Origin of the sequence: Rhodococcus sp. IEGM1428 (genome assembly GCF_050321865.1) — a bacterium.
GTDB lineage: Bacteria > Actinomycetota > Actinomycetes > Mycobacteriales > Mycobacteriaceae > Rhodococcoides.
The window spans coordinates 192,704-210,740 of sequence record NZ_JBNQFW010000004.1; the positions used below are offsets into that span (position 1 = coordinate 192,704).

The following is an 18,037-nucleotide window of genomic DNA, read 5'->3' on the forward strand; positions in this document are numbered from 1 at the left end:
CGTGACCAGTTCCGTGCCAGAGACACCCGACAATCCAGCAGACCGCTTGCCCAAGAACTGGGACCCGAGCGAGGTAGAGGCCGAGCTGTACCGTTCCTGGGTCGACGCCGGGTACTTCGAGGCCGACGCCACCAGCGGCAAGCCGCCGTACTCCATCGTGCTGCCTCCGCCGAACGTCACCGGCAGCCTGCACATGGGGCACGCTCTGGACCACACGCTGATGGACGCGCTGAGTCGCCGCAAGAGGATGCTCGGGTACGAGGTGCTGTGGCTACCGGGCATGGACCACGCGGGCATCGCCACGCAGACCGTGGTGGAAAAGCAGCTCGCCGCAGACGGCAAGACCAAGGAAGAGTTCGGCCGCGAGCTCTTCATCGACAAGGTCTGGGACTGGAAGCGCGAATCCGGCGGAACCATCGGCGGCCAGATGCGACGGATCGGCGACGGTGTCGATTGGAGCCGCGAGCGGTTCACCATGGACGACGGTCTGTCCGAGGCCGTGCAGACCATGTTCAAGCGTATGTTCGACGACGGCTTGATCTACCGCGCGGAGCGGCTCGTCAACTGGTCCCCGGTGTTGCAGACTGCCATTTCCGACATCGAGGTCAAGTTCGAGGATGTCGAGGGCGAACTCGTCTCGCTCCGTTACGGCTCCCTCGACGATTCCGAGCCGCACGTGATCGTCGCGACCACGCGAGTGGAGACGATGCTCGGCGACACCGCAGTGGCGGTGCATCCCGACGACGAGAGATACAAGGCTCTGGTCGGTACCACCCTCGAGCACCCGTTCACGGGTCGGCAGATCCCGATCATCGCCGACGACTACGTCGATCCCGAATTCGGCACGGGCGCAGTGAAGATCACCCCGGCGCACGACCCCAACGACTTCGAGATGGGTGTGCGGCACTCGCTGCCGATGCCGTCGATCATGGACAAGGCCGGCCGGATCACGGACACCGGAACACAATTCGACGGGATGGACCGCTTCGAGGCGCGCGTCAAGGTTCGTGAAGCTCTCGCCGAACAGGGCCGCGTGGTCGCCGAGAAGCGTCCGTACCTGCACAGCGTCGGCCATTCCGAGCGCAGCGGCGAGCCGATCGAACCGCGGCTGTCCCTGCAGTGGTGGGTCAAGGTCGACGGCCTCGCGAAAGCTGCCGGTGACGCAGTGCGCAACGGCGATACCGTCATTCACCCCAAGAGTCAGGAGCCACGCTGGTTCGCCTGGGTCGACAACATGCACGATTGGTGCATCTCGCGCCAGTTGTGGTGGGGACATCGGATTCCGATCTGGTACGGACCCGACGGTGAGACCGTCTGCCTCGGGCCGGGAGAGAGTGCGCCCGAGGGCTGGGAGCAGGATCCCGACGTCCTCGACACCTGGTTCTCGTCCGGCCTCTGGCCTTTCTCGACGATGGGGTGGCCGGAAGCCACGGCTGATCTCGAGAAGTTCTATCCCACCGGCGTTCTCGTCACCGGGTACGACATCCTCTTCTTCTGGGTCGCCCGCATGATGATGTTCGGCACCTACGTCGGAGCCGACGACGCGATCACCGCGGGCAAGCAAGGGCCGCAGGTTCCGTTCCGAGATGTGTTCCTGCACGGATTGATTCGCGATCAGTACGGCAAGAAGATGTCGAAGTCGCGCGGCAACGGAATCGATCCGCTCGATTGGGTCGACCGGTTCGGTGCAGATGCGCTGCGCTTCACGCTCGCTCGCGGTGCCAACCCGGGTGCGGACATGTCGGTCGGTGAGGACCACGCGCAGTCCTCGCGCAACTTCGCGAACAAGCTGTTCAACGCCACCAAGTTCGCCCTGATGAACGGTGCGGCACCGGCAGACCTACCCCCGCGTGCCCAGCTGACCGACGCCGACCGGTGGATCCTGGATCGACTCGAACAGGTTCGGGCAGAGGTGGATTCGGCCTTCGACCGCTACGAGTTCAGTAAGGCCTGTGAGGCGCTCTACCACTTCGCCTGGGACGAGGTCTGCGATTGGTACCTCGAGATCGCCAAGGTGCAGTTCGCCGACGAAGCCATCGCTGCCACCACGCGCGGAGTGCTCGGAAACGTGCTCGACGCGTTGCTGCGCCTGCTGCATCCGGTCATTCCGTTCGTGACCGAGACACTGTGGAAGGTGCTTACCGGCGGCGAGTCCCTGGTGATCGCGACGTGGCCCGCCCCTGCCGCTGAGCCTCTCGATCACGTTGCGGCACAACGGATCGTGGACATGCAGCGACTGATCACCGAAGTCCGCCGATTCCGCAGCGATCAGGGACTCAAGCCCTCGCAGAAGGTCGCGGCCCGCATCGTCGGAGTATCCGAGGCGGATCTGGACGGACAGATTTCGGCGGTCACCGCTCTGGCCCGACTGACCGAGCCGGCCGAGGACTTCGCCGCCACGGCGTCGGTGGAGGTGCGACTGAGCAAAGCGACCGTGGTCGTCGAACTGGACACCTCGGGCACCGTCGACCTGGTCGCCGAACGAGCTCGACTCGTCAAGGATCTTGCCGCCGCCGAGAAGGAGTTGGCGCAGACCACCGGCAAGCTCGGTAACGAGGCGTTCCTTGCGAAGGCTCCGGATGCTGTGGTGGACAAGATCAAAACGCGACAGTCCATCGCGCAGGAAGAAATCGCCCGGATCACCGCGCGCATCGAATCGATGGGGAACTAAGTGACCGAGCCCGACGCCGCACTGCCGACGCCGCCGCCGAGTCCGGTCGATCTCGCCGAACTGGCGCTGGTCGAGGCCGAGCTCGACAAGCGTTGGGGGGAAACGAAGATCGAGCCGTCGACGGATCGAATCTCGGCGCTGATGGACCTTCTCGGTTCGCCGCAGAAGGCGTACCCGTCGATTCATGTGGCCGGCACCAACGGCAAGACCTCGGTCACGCGCATGATCGATGCTCTGCTCACTGCCTTCCACCGACGCACGGGCCGCACCACCAGCCCGCACCTGCAGATGGCGACCGAGCGGATCAGCATCGACGGGCGGCCCATCTCTCCGCGGCTCTACGTCGACACCTACAACGAGATCGCACCGTTCGTCGAGATGATCGACGCGCAGTCCGAGGCCGCGGGCGGACCGCGAATGAGCAAGTTCGAGGTGGTCACGGCAATGGCGTTCGCAGCGTTCGCCGAGGCGCCGGTGGAGGTCGCTGTGATCGAGGTGGGGCTCGGTGGTCGTTGGGACGCCACCAACGTCGTCGACGGTGAGGTCGCTGTGATCACCCCGATCGGGCTCGATCACGTCGAATTCCTCGGCGACGACCTCGCGACGATCGCAGGGGAGAAGGCGGGGATCATCAAGAAGGCACCGGAATCGCTCGTGCCGCGGGACACCGTAGCGATCCTGGCGCAGCAGAAGCCCGAGGTATCGGATGTTCTGCTGCGGGCGGCGGTGCAAGCAGACGCTGCGGTGGCGCGGGCGGGATCGGAATTCACCGTGCTCGGCAGGCAGATCGCGGTGGGCGGTCAGCAACTGGAACTGCAGGGACTCGGCGGGGTCTACACCGACATCTTTCTTCCGTTGCACGGCGAACATCAGGCTCACAATGCGTCCCTAGCGCTGGCGGCGGTCGAGGCGTTCTTCGGTGCCGGCCCGGATCGTCAACTCGATCAGGACACCGTCCGCGCCGCATTCGCGACGATCGTCAATCCAGGGCGACTCGAGCGGGTCCGCAATGCCCCCACCGTGTTCCTCGATGCCGCACACAACCCGCACGGAGCCGCAGCGCTTGCTGCCGCCCTCAACGACGAGTTCGACTTCCGCAAACTGGTCGGCGTCGTCAGCGTCATGGCGGACAAAGATGTCGGAGCCATCCTCGACGAACTGGAGCCGGTCTTCGACGACATCGTCGTCACCCACAACGGGTCGGCACGGGCGATGGATGTGGACGCTTTGGCCGACATCGCCGTGGCCAAGTTCGGCGACGAACGCGTCGTGGTGGCGTCGACCCTGCCCGATGCCCTCGAGACAGCCATAGGCCTGGCCGAGGAGGTCGCCGAGCCGGGAGAAGCAGTCTCCGGTGCCGGAGTCGTCGTCACCGGATCCGTGGTGACCGTCGGCGCAGCTCGCACTCTGTTCGGAAAGGACCCCGCGTGAGCGAGCCAGAGTTCCGACCGCCCACGAACGACCCGTGGAAGGGCTTCCGCGGGGTCGTGGCGGGAACCCTCGTCCTCGAAGCCATCGTGACCCTGCTGGCACTGCCGGTGGTGGCGACCCTCGGCGGCGGTGCGACCTGGTTCTCGACGACGTACATCGTGGCGCTGGCCGTCGTGATGATTCTCGCCGCAGGCAAGCAGGGAGAGCCGTGGGCGATGAAGCTCAATCTGATTCTCCAGCTGTTCGTGCTGGCCGGGGCCGTGTTCCACCTCTCCATCGGGGCGGTCGGCCTGATCTTCATCGCGGTCTGGCTGTATCTGCTCTACCTGCGCCGGGACATCACCGAACGGATCCGGCGCGGAATGCTGCCGGGGCAACGGGACTGACAGAGGACGCGCCTGCTTCGGCGATGCGACGCGCGCGCCTGCGCTCGCGTCCATTACTGTCGTCGACGTGACCGACCGCACCCTTGTACTGATCAAGCCCGACGGAGTTGCCCGGCGTTACGTAGGAGAGATCCTCGGCCGCGTGGAGAAGAAAGGTCTGAGCATCGTCGCACTCGAGCTCAAGACCGTCTCCCGTGAACTGGCCTCGGCTCACTACGCGGAGCACGAGAGCAAGCCGTTCTTCCCCGACCTCCTCGAGTTCATCACGTCCGGACCGGTCGTGGCCGCGGTTCTCGAGGGCCCCCGTGCCATCGCCGCCTTCCGGCAGATCGCCGGTGGCACCGACCCGGTAGCCAAGGCGGTCCCCGGCACCATCCGAGGTGACCTCGCGCTCGACGGTCAGCAGAACCTGGTGCACGGGTCGGATTCCGTGGAGTCGGCCGAACGCGAGATCGCGCTCTGGTTCCCCGGCCTCGCCTGACGGTTCCATCTTCGGCACTACAGCAACGCATCCACGCAGCCACGCCGCAGCCGCTCGGTACTCGATCGGTGCGGCGTGGCGAGTACGCATCATCGCGTGTGGGATACTCGACGGAGATCGACTCCACTGCACGAGTACGTACAGGTTTCACGCTCCACCGAAGTCAAGGCTTCACCGAAGTTCGCTAGACCGGTGTTGTGGATTCGATCGGATGACTGTCGTCTATCCGCTGCCCGTCATCGCAGATGCTCGAACGAGAGACAGGCTCGTTCGCGTTCTTGCTTGATGATCAGGCGCTCGGATCGCCGAGACACCACCATCCAGCCAGGCACTGCACGCGCTGTCGTCGACCATCGAGAACTCCGACGTGGTCATCGGCTCGAGTGCGGAGCGAGACAGAACAGCTGACGTCCAACCCGACGTGAGTACACAAGGATTGCCCTCGCGTGGCCGCGTCACACCCGACATCGGATGAACGCGCCCGGGGGCCCGAGGAGACTACGTGGCCGATCAAAGCCCGCCCGAAGATGTACAGAACGAGAACGTGGGAGGTCCGGAGCGCGACGACGCGGTGCCCCCTGTGGAAACAGGTGCGGTGTCCCAGGCGCAACCCGACACCATCGAACTGCCCACCAGGCTGCGCGTACACGCATTGGCCAAGATCCTCGGTGTCACCAGCAAGCAGTTGCTCGTCACACTGGGTGAACTCGGCATCGAAGCGCGCAGTGCCCAGTCGAGCTTGAGCCGCGACGTTGCGGAGTCCGTCCGCGACTCGGTGAACGCGCCTGCTGCACCGGTGGTCGATTCGCCCGCCGAACGGTCCGAGCCGAGCGCTCTGTCCGAGGTGCCCTCCGCGGACGTACCGTCGGCCGAGACCTCGTGGTCCGACCCGCAGCTGTTCACCAGTGCACCCGCGACGGAACCCGAGCCTGCCCAGCCCGCGGCAACGACCGACCAGGCCACGGCAACCACGTTTGCCACTCCGCTCTTCCTGCAGCCCGCCGCCGTGGATGCTGCTGCTCCGGAGTCCACGGAGTCCACGGAGTCACCGGCAGAGCCCCCGGCCCGCCGTCGACGCAGTCGCAAGGCAGCGCCGAAGGACGAGGCTGCGAACGCCGACAGCATCGAGACCACAGCCACGGTCGAGAACACAGCCACGACCGAGACCGCCGCACCTCGGACCGACGAGACCGAGTCCGTCGTACCCGCGGTCGACGAGTCGACTGCGTCCGACGGCTCTACCGACGATGACGGCGACGACGATCAGTCCCAGCCACGACGCCGCAGGCGAGGGCGTCGCGGCCGGGGCCGTGGTCGCGGGGAACAGTCCTCGGACGAGAACTCGACCGACGACAATTCGGACGACGATTCCACGAGTGACTCCGACAGCACCGATTCTGCCGACGCAGAGTCGTCCGACGGGTCCGACGCGGACTCGGACGAGTCCTCCGCCGGTGACGACCAGCAGTCGGGCTCGGGCAGGCGTTCGCGTCGGTCGCGCACCCGAAACCGATCCTCGGACCGGCAGAACTCCGACTCGAACGATGCCTCGGACGACACCCGCGCAGCGGACGCCTCGGTCGAGGACAAGGACGACGAGTCGGATTCGGATGCGCAGGACAACTTCGACGACTCCGACAACGGTGGTTCGGAGGGAGACGGCTCCAGCCGCCGTCGCCGCCGTCGTCGCCGTCGTAAGACCGGAGCCGAGGTAGCGGCCGAGGCTGCAGCGTCCGAGGACGACCCGCCGAACACGGTCGTGCACGAGCGGGAGCCGCGGAACAAGAGCCGCGCCCCCAGGGACGAGGTCCAGGGGATCACCGGTTCGACACGTCTCGAGGCCAAGCGTCAGCGACGGCGCGACGGCCGCGATGCCGGTCGTCGTCGACCGCCGATTCTGACCGAGTCCGAGTTCTTGGCGCGGCGTGAGTCCGTGGACCGGGTCATGGTCGTGCGCGAGAAGGCCACCCCTGACCACCCGTTGACCACACAGGTTGCCGTGCTCGAAGACGGCGTGCTCGTGGAGCACTTCGTCACCAGCAGCGCGACCGCGTCCATGGTCGGAAATGTCTATCTCGGGCGCGTCCAGAACGTGTTGCCGAGCATGGAAGCAGCATTCATCGACATCGGCCGTGGCCGCAACGGTGTGCTGTACGCCGGTGAGGTCAACTGGGACGCCGCGGGCCTGGGTGGCAATTCGCGGAAGATCGAGCAGGCCCTCAAGCCGGGCGATCAGGTTCTCGTCCAGGTGAGCAAGGACCCCGTGGGGCACAAGGGTGCTCGCCTGACGACGCAGCTCTCGCTCGCGGGACGCTTTCTCGTCTACGTGCCCGGCGGTAGCTCCACCGGCATCAGCCGCAAGCTGCCCGACACCGAACGCAAGCGTCTGAAGGACATTCTCCGAGACATCGTTCCTCCCGAGGCGGGCGTCATCATCCGCACCGCGGCCGAGGGCGTCAGCGAGGAAGAACTCGCCCGCGATGTGACGCGACTGCAGGCGCAGTGGGCGAGCATCGAGGAGCGCTCGGCCAATGCGGAGACAGGAAAGGGTGTGCAGCCGCAGACCCTCTACGAAGAGCCCGACATGCTCGTCAAGGTCATTCGTGACTTGTTCAACGAGGACTTCTCGAAGCTCGTCATCGAGGGTGACAAGGCGTGGACGACGACGTCGAACTACGTCGAGACCGTCGCACCGGACATGGTGGAGCGGCTGCAGCGCTACGAGGCCGACGGCAGTTCTGTCGACGTCTTCGCCGCGCATCGTATCGACGAGCAGCTGGCCAAAGCGCTCGATCGCAAGGTCTGGCTGCCTTCCGGCGGCACCCTGGTGATCGATCGCACCGAGGCGATGACCGTCGTCGACGTCAACACCGGCAAGTTCACCGGTTCGGGCGGCAACCTCGAAGAGACGGTCACTCGCAACAACATCGAGGCGGCCGAGGAAGTCGTCCGTCAGATGCGTCTGCGCGACATCGGCGGAATGATCGTGGTCGACTTCATCGACATGGTGCTCGAATCCAACCGCGATCTGGTGCTGCGCCGACTGACCGAGGCGCTGGGTCGCGACCGCACGCGCCACCAGGTCTCCGAGGTGACCTCGCTCGGGTTGGTGCAGATGACTCGAAAGAAGCTCGGTACCGGGCTCGTCGAGGCGTTCTCCACGACCTGCGAGCACTGCCAGGGACGCGGCATCATCGTGCATCCGTTCCCCATCGACGCCAAGCCGGACAACGACGGCCGCTCCACTTCGTCGCGCTCGGAGTCGAGCAGCTCGGGCACGAGCAGCAGGCGGCGACGCGGCAAGGACAACAAGGCCGACGGGAACGACGGCAGCGAGCGCACCACCTCGAACTCCCAGTCGGGAGCCGCGGACGGGGCCGATCATCCCGCAGTCGACCCGTCGATCAAGAGGGCACACCCTGTCGCCCTGGCGATGGCGGCACACCACGACGACGTGGTGGCCGACGTCAGCCCCGCCGACGTCGAGACATCGCCTGCGAGTGAGACTTCGGACGCAGGTGCTGTAGTGACGGTTGTCTCCGTCGAGGATGTCGACGTTGCCGCCGCGTCGGTCGCCGATGCGGAGTCGAACGTCGCTCTCGTTGCCGAGACCACCGAGTCGGCAGCCGACCAGCCTGCCGCCAAGCCGTCCGTCGAGGTCGAACCGGTGGCACCGAAGGCTCGGCGTGGACGTCGGGTTGCGCGGAAGGCGGCCGCTCCGACCAGTGCGGCCCCGGACGCCGGTGTGGTTCTCGTGGTGCCGGTTTCGGGCGACGCCGCCCCTGCCGGTGGGGCAGAGGCCACCGAAGCCGAGGTGTCGGAACCACTGACGTCGGCGGCTGAGCAGCCCGTCGAGCCGGTGGAGGTGCCGACGGCACGTCCTCGCAGACGGCGCGCAGCAGCGCGGCCTGCAGGTCCTCCGGTGGACATCGATGCCTAGCAGTTCAGGCAGTTTGACCCTGGCCGTCTCTCTGCCGTAACCTTGATAAGTCGCTCCCGGTGACACCGTTCTGCTGTGCCGTAGTGGTCCTGCAGGAAACAACGGTTCTCGAGCGGGTCGAGATGATCATCATCCCGGCCGGCCGATAGGGAGCAAGCAAACACGTTTTACCAGACCAGTCGTGTTGCCATGTGCAACGCGAGCAAGTTCGAAGAAGCAAGGGGTAGCCCTCCGATGGCAACGTACGCGATCGTCAAGACCGGCGGAAAGCAGTACAAGGTCGCTGTTGGTGACCTCGTCAAGGTCGAGAAGATCGAGGGAGCGCCCGGCACTGCTGTCTCGCTTGCTCCGGTCCTCGTCGTAGACGGATCCGACCTGACCACAGATGCAGACAAGCTGGCGAAGATCTCGGTCGCCAGTGAGATCGTCGAGCACACCAAGGGCCCGAAGATCCGCATCCACAAGTTCAAGAACAAGACCGGATACCACAAGCGTCAGGGACACAGGCAGAAGCTGACTGTCCTCAAGGTCACCGGCATCAAGTAACCAGGTCTCACCGGACCCGAGTTCTTTTCAGCTGATTCACCCCGAGGAGGGTATGCAACATGGCACATAAGAAGGGTGCATCAAGCTCCCGTAACGGTCGCGACTCGAATGCACAGCGCCTCGGCGTCAAGCGTTTCGGCGGCCAGACCGTAGGCGCAGGCGAGATCCTGGTCCGCCAGCGCGGCACGCACTTCCACCCCGGCGTCAACGTCGGTCGTGGCGGCGACGACACCTTGTTCGCGCTCGCTCCCGGCGCAGTCGAATTCGGTGCCAAGCGCGGACGCAAGACCGTGAACATCGTTCCGGTCGCTGTAGAGGCCTAGTCCTTCTGCAGCGCTCGCGCTCGTAGATGATCGACTCGAGCAGCAACTGCTCGATCGAGTATTCACGGCGTACGTTCACAGCTCCCGATAGGGGCGGACCAGGGTCACGAGACCGGTCCGCCCCTATCGCTTTTTTCTCCCGCTTTTTCTCAGAAAGGATCGAAGACAGCTATGTCACGATTCATCGACCGCGTGGTGCTGCACGTCAGCGCCGGCAAAGGTGGCAACGGCTGCTCTTCGGTTCACCGCGAAAAGTTCAAGCCTCTCGGTGGCCCGGACGGTGGAAACGGCGGGCAGGGTGGCGGTGTCATCTTCGTCGTCGACAGCAACGTTCACACTCTGCTCGACTTCCACTTCTCCAGCCATGCCAAGGCGGGCAACGGAACTCAGGGCATGGGTGGCAACCGAGAGGGTGCCAACGGCGAGGACCTGATTCTCAAGGTCCCCGACGGCACTGTCGTTCTCGACAAGAAGGGCAACGTCCTCGCCGACATGATCGGTGAGGGAACGCGTTTCGACGCCGCACCGGGCGGACGTGGTGGCCTCGGCAACGCTGCACTCGCGTCCAAGGCTCGTCGAGCACCCGGCTTCGCGCTGCTCGGCGAAGAAGGCATCGAGCGCGAGCTGGTGCTCGAGCTGAAGTCCGTCGCCGATGTCGGTCTCGTCGGTTTCCCGTCGGCCGGCAAGTCGTCGCTGGTCTCGGTGCTCTCCGCAGCGAAGCCGAAGATCGCCGACTACCCCTTCACCACACTGGTACCGAATCTCGGAGTGGTCTCCAGCGGAGACACCACGTTCACCGTCGCCGACGTACCCGGGCTGATCCCCGGAGCGAGTCAGGGCCGCGGTCTCGGGCTCGACTTCCTGCGGCACCTCGAGCGTTGCGCTGTGCTCGCACACGTAGTCGACTGCGCGACACTGGATCCGGGCCGCGACCCGATCTCCGACGTCGACGCCCTCGAAGCCGAGTTGGCGGCATACAAGCCGGCACTGTCCGGCGATGCCAGCCTCGGCGACCTCGCCGACCGACCGCGCATCGTCGTACTGAACAAGGCGGACATTCCCGAGGGTGCCGAGCTCGCGGAGATGGTGACCGCCGAGTTCGAGTCCCGCGGCTGGCCGGTGTTCACCATCTCGGCGGTGACGCGCGCCGGCCTCAAGCCGCTGACGTTCGCGCTGGCGAAGCTCGTCGAGGACTACCGCACAGCTCACCCGGCCCCCGAGCCGCGGCGTCAGGTGCTGCGCCCCGTCGCTCGAAACGACGACAGCTTCAAGGTCGTCAAGGATCCGGACATCCCGGACGGCTTCATCGTTCGGGGTACGCGCCCCGAGCGGTGGGTTCGCCAGACGCAGTTCACCAACGACGAGGCCGTCGGCTACCTCGCGGACCGGCTCGCGCGCCTCGGCGTCGAGGACGCGTTGATCAAGGCCGGTGCTCAACCGGGTGCCTCGGTCACCATCGGCGACGTCTCGTTCGACTGGGAGCCGCAGACACCGGCCGGTGTCGAGATCACCATGACCGGCCGCGGCACCGATGCTCGACTCGATCAGGTCGAGCGCATCGGCGCATCCGAACGTAAGCATGCCCGCCAGGTACGCCGCGGGCTCGATACCGAACAGGAGTAGACGTGGTGTCGGTGCGTGAATCCGATTCGCCCGTAACGGCTCTCACCGATACCCGTCGCACGATTGCCGACGCCAAGCGCATCGTGGTCAAGATCGGATCCTCGGCGCTCACCAGTCTCGACACCGGTCTCGATCTGGGCCGACTCGATCTGCTCGCCGATGCCATCGAGTCGCGGATGCGTAGCGGCACCGACGTGGTGGTCGTCTCCTCCGGCGCGATCGGTGCAGGCATGGCACCGCTCGGCCTCACCAGACGCCCGCGCGATCTCGCAACGAAGCAGGCCGCGGCGAGCGTAGGACAGCTTGCTCTGGTCAACGCCTGGAGTTCGTCGTTCCATCGGTACGGCCGCACGGTGGGGCAGGTGTTGTTGACAGCCGAGGACATCGCGCGTCGAACCAATCACCGCAATGCGCAGCGCACGTTGGATCGACTTCGCTCGCTCGGTGCGGTCGCCATCGTCAACGAGAACGACACCGTCGCCACCGCGGAGATTCGCTTCGGCGACAACGATCGCCTCGCAGCTCTGGTGGCCCATCTCGTCGGTGCGGACGCACTGTTCCTGCTCTCGGATGTCGACGGGTTGTACGACGGCGATCCCCGCAAGGGTTCCGCCACGTTGATTCCGGACGTCTCGAGCCCGGAAGATCTGGACGGTGTGGTCGCAGGGTCCGGGGGAGCGCTCGGTACCGGCGGAATGGCCTCCAAGCTGTCCGCTGCCCGCCTGGCGGCCGACGCAGGTGTGCCCGTGCTGTTGGCCGCGGCGTCCGACGCTGCCCAGGCTCTGACGACGTCCGAGGTGGGTACCGCATTCGCAGCTCGGCCGACACGGTTGTCCGCTCGCAAGTTCTGGGTGCGGCATGCCGCCGATGCAGCCGGCGAACTGCACCTGGACGCTGGGGCCGTGCGAGCGGTCGTGGAGCGTCGACGGTCGTTGCTGTCCGCTGGGGTCACGTCGGTGACGGGTGCCTTTCACGGTGGAGATGTGGTCTCACTGATGGACCCGGACGGCACATTGGTGGCCCGCGGGGTCGTCGCATACGACTCGGGAGAGCTGGCCGGAATGCTCGGCCGGTCGACGGGGGAGTTGGCCGCGGAGCTACAGCGGCCGGTGGTTCACGCCGACGATCTGGTTCCCGCCTGATCGAGTGTGTCGGCCAGCGCCGTCGCGGTCTCGGAGCACCCCGCATGCACTGTGAGAGAGGCGAATTCGTCGCCCCGAGTGGTCCCGCGATTGACGATGACGATCGGCTTTCCGGTCTTGGACGCGTGCCGGACGAAACGTAGGCCGGACATGACGGTCAGAGAGGAGCCGAGCACCAGCAGTGCATCACTCCGGTCCACCAGATCGTAGGCCTCGGCAACGCGCGGCTTCGGTACGCTTTCGCCGAAGTAGACGATGTCGGGTTTGAGTATGCCGGAACATGTTTCGCAATCGACCATCCGGAAGTGTGCGGTCGAGGAGATGATGGCGTCGGCGTCGGGAGCGATCTCGACACCGTCCGCAGGTGCGACGGATTCGAGAAAGCCGGGATTGGCGCGATCGAGCCTTCGGGCCAACTCGAACCGCGAGATCAACCGCTCGCAGTTCAGACAGCGCACCCGGGCGTAGACGCCGTGCAGGTCGATGACGTTCCGGCTGCCGGCCTTGGTGTGCAACATGTCGACGTTCTGGGTGATGATTCCGGTGACGACGCCTGCACGTTCGAGCCGGGCGAGCGCTCGGTGTCCGTCGTTGGGCATTGCAGCGTCCATGTGCCGCCATCCGACGTGGTTGCGGGCCCAGTAGTGACGACGGAACTCGGCGTCGCCGATGAACTGCTGGAACGTCATCGGGTTGCGGGGCGGCGACTGCGGGCCGCGATAGTCGGGAATACCCGAGTCGGTGGACATGCCCGCACCGCTGACGACGGTGATCGTCCGGCCGTCGAGCAGCGAGGTGAGTTGCTCGTACGTAGTCGCGGACGCGGTGGGTGCATTCACTTCGTCCAGGGTAGCGACCGATCGCACTATGGGCTACCGACACGAACGGCCCGCACGGACGCGGGTGCGTCGGTGCGGGCCGATGTACGAGTGAGGGTTACGCAGGTACCTCGACGAGTGGGTACACGCCGTTCTCGTCGTGGGTCTCGTTGCCGACGACGGGAGGATTGAACACGCACAGCATGCGCATCTGGGTACGCGGCTCGACCGTGTGGCGCTCGTTTCCGTTGAGCAGGTACATCGATCCTGCACCGAGCTCGTAGGTCTCTCCGGTCTCGCGGTCGGTGAGCGTTCCTTCGCCTTCGATCAGCCAAACGGCCTCGACGTGGTTGGCGTAGTGGAAGTTGTTCACCGTGCCGGCTTGGATCGTGGTCTCGTGGAACGAGAATCCGACCTTGTCGCCGCCGAGAATGATTCTCTTGCTGCGCCAGTTGCCGTCTTCACTCGAGATGTCACGGTCGGTGCCGGTGATCTCTTGTGTGGTGCGAACGATCATACGATGTCCTCCTTCGATATCGGTGTGGTGAACGGGTCTCTAGGAGAGGACCTTTGCCACTGCACTTTCGATGATGTCCAGGCCACGATCGAGCTCGTCGATCGTTGTGGTCAACGGGGGAAGAAGCTTGACGACCTCGTCCTTGGGGCCTGCGGTCTCGACGAGCAGACGCTCGTCGTAGCAGAGCTGAGACACCTTGCCGGCCAACTCGGCGTCGTCGAACACCAAGGCCTGAACCATGCCGCGACCGCGGGTCGAGATGCCGTCGAACTTGGCGCACAGCTTGATGAACCGATCCTGGATGTGCTCGCCCTTGGCGAGGGTTTCCTTCTCGAACTTGTCGTCGGACCAGTAGTGGTCGATGGCTGCCTTGGCCGTGACGAACGACGGGTTGAAGCCGCGGAAGGTGCCGTTGTGCTCACCCGGTGCCCAGACGTCCAGCTCGGGCTTGAACAGTGTCAGCGCCAGCGGCATGCCGTAGCCGCCGATGGACTTCGACAGGGTGACGATGTCCGGGGTGATGCCGGCTTCCTCGAACGAGAAGAACTGGCCGGTGCGGCCGCAGCCCATCTGCACGTCGTCGACAATCAGCAGAATCTCGCGTCGCGAGCACAGTTCGGCCAACGCGCGCAACCACTCCGGACGTGCGACGTTGATGCCGCCCTCGCCCTGAATGGTCTCCACGATGACCGCGGCCGGACGGTTGAATCCACTGCCCGAGTCGTCGAGAACGCGCTCGAACCACTGGAAGTCCTCGGTGACGCCGCCGAAGTAGTTGTCGTACGGCATCGGAGTGGTGTGCACCAATGGAATTCCGGCGCCAGCTCGCTTCATCGAGTTGCCGGTGACCGACAACGCGCCGAGTGTCATGCCGTGGAATGCGTTGGTGAAGTTGATGATCGCCTCGCGGCCGGTGACCTTGCGAGCGAGCTTGAGCGCTGCCTCGACGGTGTTGGTGCCCGTCGGGCCGGGGAACTGAACCTTGTAGTCCAAGCCGCGGGGGTCGAGGATGTTCTTCTTGAACGACTCGAGGAACTCACGCTTGGCGACGGTGGACATGTCGAGTCCGTGGGTGATGCCATCGCTGGTGATGTAGTCCACCAACGCGCTCTTGATCATGTCGTTGTTGTGGCCGTAGTTGAGTGCGCCTGCGCCACCGAAGAAATCGAGGTAGTCGTTACCGTTCTCGTCGGTGATGACCGAGTTCTTCGCGGTGGTGAACACGGCGGGCCACTGGCGACTGTAGCTACGCACGCCGGACTCGACGGTCTCGAATACATCGGGCTTCTCTGTTGTCACTGTGTTCTTTTCGGTCATGTTCTGCTTGTTCCTTTCGTAATTCCGCGATGCGTCGGGGCCTACTGTGTAGAGCTCTTCGGCTTCGTGGCTATCAGGGAAATCGTTGGGCGCGAACAAATCCGACCTGACGATGTCGGTGCCTCGCTTACGTGCGAGGCTCGTGAAGGTTGCGATGGACGCTTCGTTGTCCGGGCTGATCGTCGTTTCCAGATGCGTGATGCCCTGTGGTTCGAGGCGGTCGAGCAGCTCCATCAGCATGCGACCGGCAAGTCCCTTGCCACGCTGGTCCGCATCCACGGCGACCTGCCACACGAACAGTGTGCGCGGGGCGTCCTGGCGGATGTATCCGGTGACGAAACCGACTGCGCGGCCGTCGATATCGGATACGACGGTGGTGGCCGCGAAATCACGGCACCACAACACGTACGAGTAGCTGGAATTGAGATCCAGAACTCGCGAATCTCTTGCGATCTCCCAGAGCCGGACTCCGTCGGAGATCTGTGGCTTACGAAACTTCACTGCGTCCGGCGCAGTGAGCGGGGTACCTCTCAGCAATGCGGGCTTCATAGGAAATACAAACGTAACAACGTTGCCCTGGCATATCGACTGCGCCGGGAAATCGACCCCGGAAACGGACATGCTTCCCCAGGTTAACCGCCGAATGTGATGGTGCTCACACGATCGGTGCCCGGCAGGCGTTACCCAGAAATGCGCGGTATAAACCCCGGTCTGCCGAAAATCTTCATTTCGGTGTTGCGAGCGCGAACGGCAACACCGCCGAAGCACCCGCTGACGTCAGAGCAGACGTGGCACAGGTGAACGTCCACCCGGTGTCGGTCAGTAGATCGATCAACAGAATCGGCCCTGGCACGGACGATACGTCCGGAACCTCCCACGAGTCCACCAGCCCGGCTACCCGAAACGCCGAATTGGCGGCCGATACCGGCGGGTGACCGGGCCTGACCTGCATCATCCCCAGATCCTGCAACTTGCCGACCGCTGCCAATCGCGCGGCGATCGACCGCACCAGCAGCGGGTGGGTGGGGGAGTCGAGGGCGAGAACGGCAGCGGGCCGCTGTTTCCAGTCCCAATTGGCCAGCACTGTGATGCAGGCTTTCTCGAGAGCATCGGTGGCAGGGGCATCGGGCGCGTCCAGCAGAGCCCGCAAGCGGCTGCCCCAACCCAGGTCGGTCAAGCGACCCAACACACGTCCCGGCTCGTGTGGATCGGCGATCTTGCCCGAGAGGGATACACCCAGCTTCTTCATGCCGCTCGGCCACTGCTTTCTCGGCTGCAGGTCGATGCCTGGCCGATCCAGCCGTGCTCTTGCCGAATCGACCGAGGCCGCGTCGACGAAAGCGGACAGGTGCTCACCCGTGCAGTTGTCACACCGTCCGCAGCGATCGGACTCGCTGCCCGGTGCGCCGAGGTCGGGATCGTCGAGCTGCCGACGCAGAAACTCCATCCGGCACCCGTCGGTGCTCTGGTAGTCGAGCATCGCCTGCTGTTCGCGGTTCCTCGCTTGTTCGAGGCGCTCGTAACGGTCCGCGTCGTAGGTCCACTGCTCCCCGGTGGCCATCCAGCCGCCACGAACGCGTCTGACCGCTCCGTCGACGTCGAGGACCTTGAGGACCATCTCGAGCCTGCTGCGGTTCAGCTCGACCAGCGGCTCCAGTGCCTGCGTCGACTGAGCCTTCTCGGTGTTCAAGGCCTCTATGACCTGCCGCACCAGATGTTCGCGGGGGAAGGCGACCGAGGCGAAGTAGCTCCAGATCTGCCGATCCTCGTGGCCGGGAAGCAGCACCACGTCGGCTCGTTCCGTGGCGCGCCCGGCACGGCCGACCTGCTGGTAGTACGAAATCGGAGACGATGGAGCCCCCATGTGCACCACGAAACCGAGATCGGGCTTGTCGAACCCCATGCCGAGCGCGGACGTGGCGACGAGTGCCTTGACGCGGTTGGCGAGCAGATCACCTTCGAGCGATTCGCGCTCCGTGGGGTCCGTTTGACCGGTGTACGACGCAACGACGTGGCCCTGATCGGTCAGCAGGGCCGCGAGGTCCTTGGCCGCCGACACCGTCAGGGTGTAGATGATTCCGGACCCGGGCAGAGTCTTCAGGTGATCGCCGAGCCAGGCGGCCCGCTCGGTGGCGTTGTCGATCTTCACCACCGCCATGCGCAGCGAATCGCGCGCGAGCCCGCCGCGCAGTACGAGCGTGTCGCCACCGCCGACACCCAGCTGTGCAGCAACGTCGTCCACCACGCGGTCGTTGGCCGTTGCGGTGGTCGCGAGTACGGGTATACCGTCGCGCAGCTCGGCGATCAGGGTGCGGATACGCCGGTAGTCCGGCCTGAAATCGTGGCCCCAATCCGAGACGCAGTGCGCCTCGTCGACCACAACCAGGCCGGCGTCCCCGGCCAGGGACGGCAGCACCTGATCGCGGAAATCGGGGTTGTTCAAACGCTCGGGACTGACCAGCAACACATCGAGCTCACCGGAGTTGACCTGCTGGTGAATGTCGTCCCATTCGGTCATGTTCCCCGAGTTGATCGTGGCTGCCCGAACGCCTGCGCGCTCGGCGGAGGCCACCTGATTACGCATCAGCGCCAACAAGGGGGAGACGATGACCGTAGGACCCAGGCCCTGAGCGCGTAGAAGCTTCGCGGCGATGAAGTACACGGCAGACTTTCCCCAGCCTGTTCGCTGCACCACCAGAGCACGTCGACGGTGGACCACCAGGGCCTCGATCGCCGTCCACTGGTCGTCCCGCAGTACAGCGTCGGGGCCGGCGAGCTCGCGCAACAACCTCTCGGCGTCATCGCGCAAGTTGCCCACGGTCGCGTGCGTCGCTGTCGTCAT

13 protein-coding genes and 1 pseudogene are annotated in these 18,037 nt (G+C 65.1%); 9 read left to right on the plus strand and 5 right to left on the minus strand.

What is annotated here, in order from left to right; all coding sequences use genetic code 11:
• Position 1 precedes the first annotated feature (1 nt).
• The 9 genes from ACQR3T_RS19135 to proB all read left to right on the plus strand — a co-directional run bounded on the left by ACQR3T_RS19135 (position 2) and on the right by proB (position 12,543).
• A complete protein-coding gene (locus tag ACQR3T_RS19135; protein ID WP_428694516.1) occupies positions 2 to 2,671 on the plus strand; it encodes a valine--tRNA ligase in 2,670 nt (889 codons plus the stop codon).
• A complete protein-coding gene (gene folC, locus ACQR3T_RS19140; protein ID WP_052077517.1) occupies positions 2,672 to 4,102 on the plus strand; it encodes a bifunctional tetrahydrofolate synthase/dihydrofolate synthase in 1,431 nt (476 codons plus the stop codon). It abuts the gene before it with no gap.
• Positions 4,099 to 4,488 (plus strand): DUF4233 domain-containing protein, encoded by a 390-nt coding sequence (locus ACQR3T_RS19145; RefSeq protein WP_032379204.1) that lies wholly within the window; start codon positions 4,099 to 4,101, stop codon positions 4,486 to 4,488. The genes folC and ACQR3T_RS19145 overlap by 4 nt, the downstream gene beginning before the upstream one ends.
• A gap of 67 nt (positions 4,489 to 4,555) precedes the next feature.
• Positions 4,556 to 4,969, plus strand: a complete 414-nt coding sequence (gene ndk / locus ACQR3T_RS19150; protein ID WP_032379203.1) for a nucleoside-diphosphate kinase — start codon at positions 4,556 to 4,558, stop codon at positions 4,967 to 4,969.
• Positions 4,970 to 5,471: 502 nt separating this feature from the next.
• The gene (locus tag ACQR3T_RS19155; RefSeq protein ID WP_428694517.1) at positions 5,472 to 8,909 is read left to right on the plus strand and encodes a translation initiation factor IF-2 N-terminal domain-containing protein; all 3,438 of its coding nucleotides are present in this window, start codon (positions 5,472 to 5,474) and stop codon (positions 8,907 to 8,909) included.
• 234 nt (positions 8,910 to 9,143) lie between these two features.
• Entirely contained in the window at positions 9,144 to 9,455 is a 312-nt protein-coding gene (gene rplU / locus ACQR3T_RS19160; RefSeq protein WP_027497555.1) for a 50S ribosomal protein L21, read from the plus strand.
• 59 nt (positions 9,456 to 9,514) lie between these two features.
• Positions 9,515 to 9,778 carry a 50S ribosomal protein L27 gene (gene rpmA / locus ACQR3T_RS19165; RefSeq protein WP_032379202.1) on the plus strand — a complete coding sequence of 88 codons (264 nt, stop codon included), beginning with the start codon at positions 9,515 to 9,517 and terminating at the stop codon, positions 9,776 to 9,778.
• A gap of 171 nt (positions 9,779 to 9,949) precedes the next feature.
• Positions 9,950 to 11,401 (plus strand): GTPase ObgE, encoded by a 1,452-nt coding sequence (obgE, locus tag ACQR3T_RS19170; protein WP_032368196.1) that lies wholly within the window; start codon positions 9,950 to 9,952, stop codon positions 11,399 to 11,401.
• 2 nt (positions 11,402 to 11,403) lie between these two features.
• A complete protein-coding gene (gene proB, locus ACQR3T_RS19175; RefSeq protein ID WP_176458292.1) occupies positions 11,404 to 12,543 on the plus strand; it encodes a glutamate 5-kinase in 1,140 nt (379 codons plus the stop codon).
• Here proB and ACQR3T_RS19180 read toward each other — a convergent pair.
• From ACQR3T_RS19180 to ACQR3T_RS19200, 5 genes and pseudogenes are all read right to left on the minus strand, one after another.
• Positions 12,516 to 13,382 carry a Sir2 family NAD-dependent protein deacetylase gene (locus tag ACQR3T_RS19180; RefSeq protein WP_032379590.1) on the minus strand — a complete coding sequence of 289 codons (867 nt, stop codon included), beginning with the start codon at positions 13,380 to 13,382 and terminating at the stop codon, positions 12,516 to 12,518. The two genes, proB and ACQR3T_RS19180, sit on opposite strands and share 28 nt — an antisense overlap.
• Before the next feature lie 97 nt (positions 13,383 to 13,479).
• On the minus strand, positions 13,480 to 13,878 hold the full coding sequence (locus ACQR3T_RS19185) for an ectoine synthase (RefSeq protein WP_428694518.1): 399 nt from the start codon (positions 13,876 to 13,878) through the stop codon (positions 13,480 to 13,482).
• Between the two features lie 39 nt (positions 13,879 to 13,917).
• Positions 13,918 to 15,195, minus strand: a complete 1,278-nt coding sequence (gene ectB / locus ACQR3T_RS19190) for a diaminobutyrate--2-oxoglutarate transaminase (RefSeq protein WP_052058464.1) — start codon at positions 15,193 to 15,195, stop codon at positions 13,918 to 13,920.
• Between the two features lie 48 nt (positions 15,196 to 15,243).
• Positions 15,244 to 15,816 (minus strand): annotated as a pseudogene (gene ectA, locus ACQR3T_RS19195) (diaminobutyrate acetyltransferase); the annotation flags it as partial.
• A 103-nt stretch (positions 15,817 to 15,919) separates the two neighbouring features.
• Positions 15,920 to 18,037 carry a RecQ family ATP-dependent DNA helicase gene (locus ACQR3T_RS19200; protein ID WP_428694519.1) on the minus strand — a complete coding sequence of 706 codons (2,118 nt, stop codon included), beginning with the start codon at positions 18,035 to 18,037 and terminating at the stop codon, positions 15,920 to 15,922.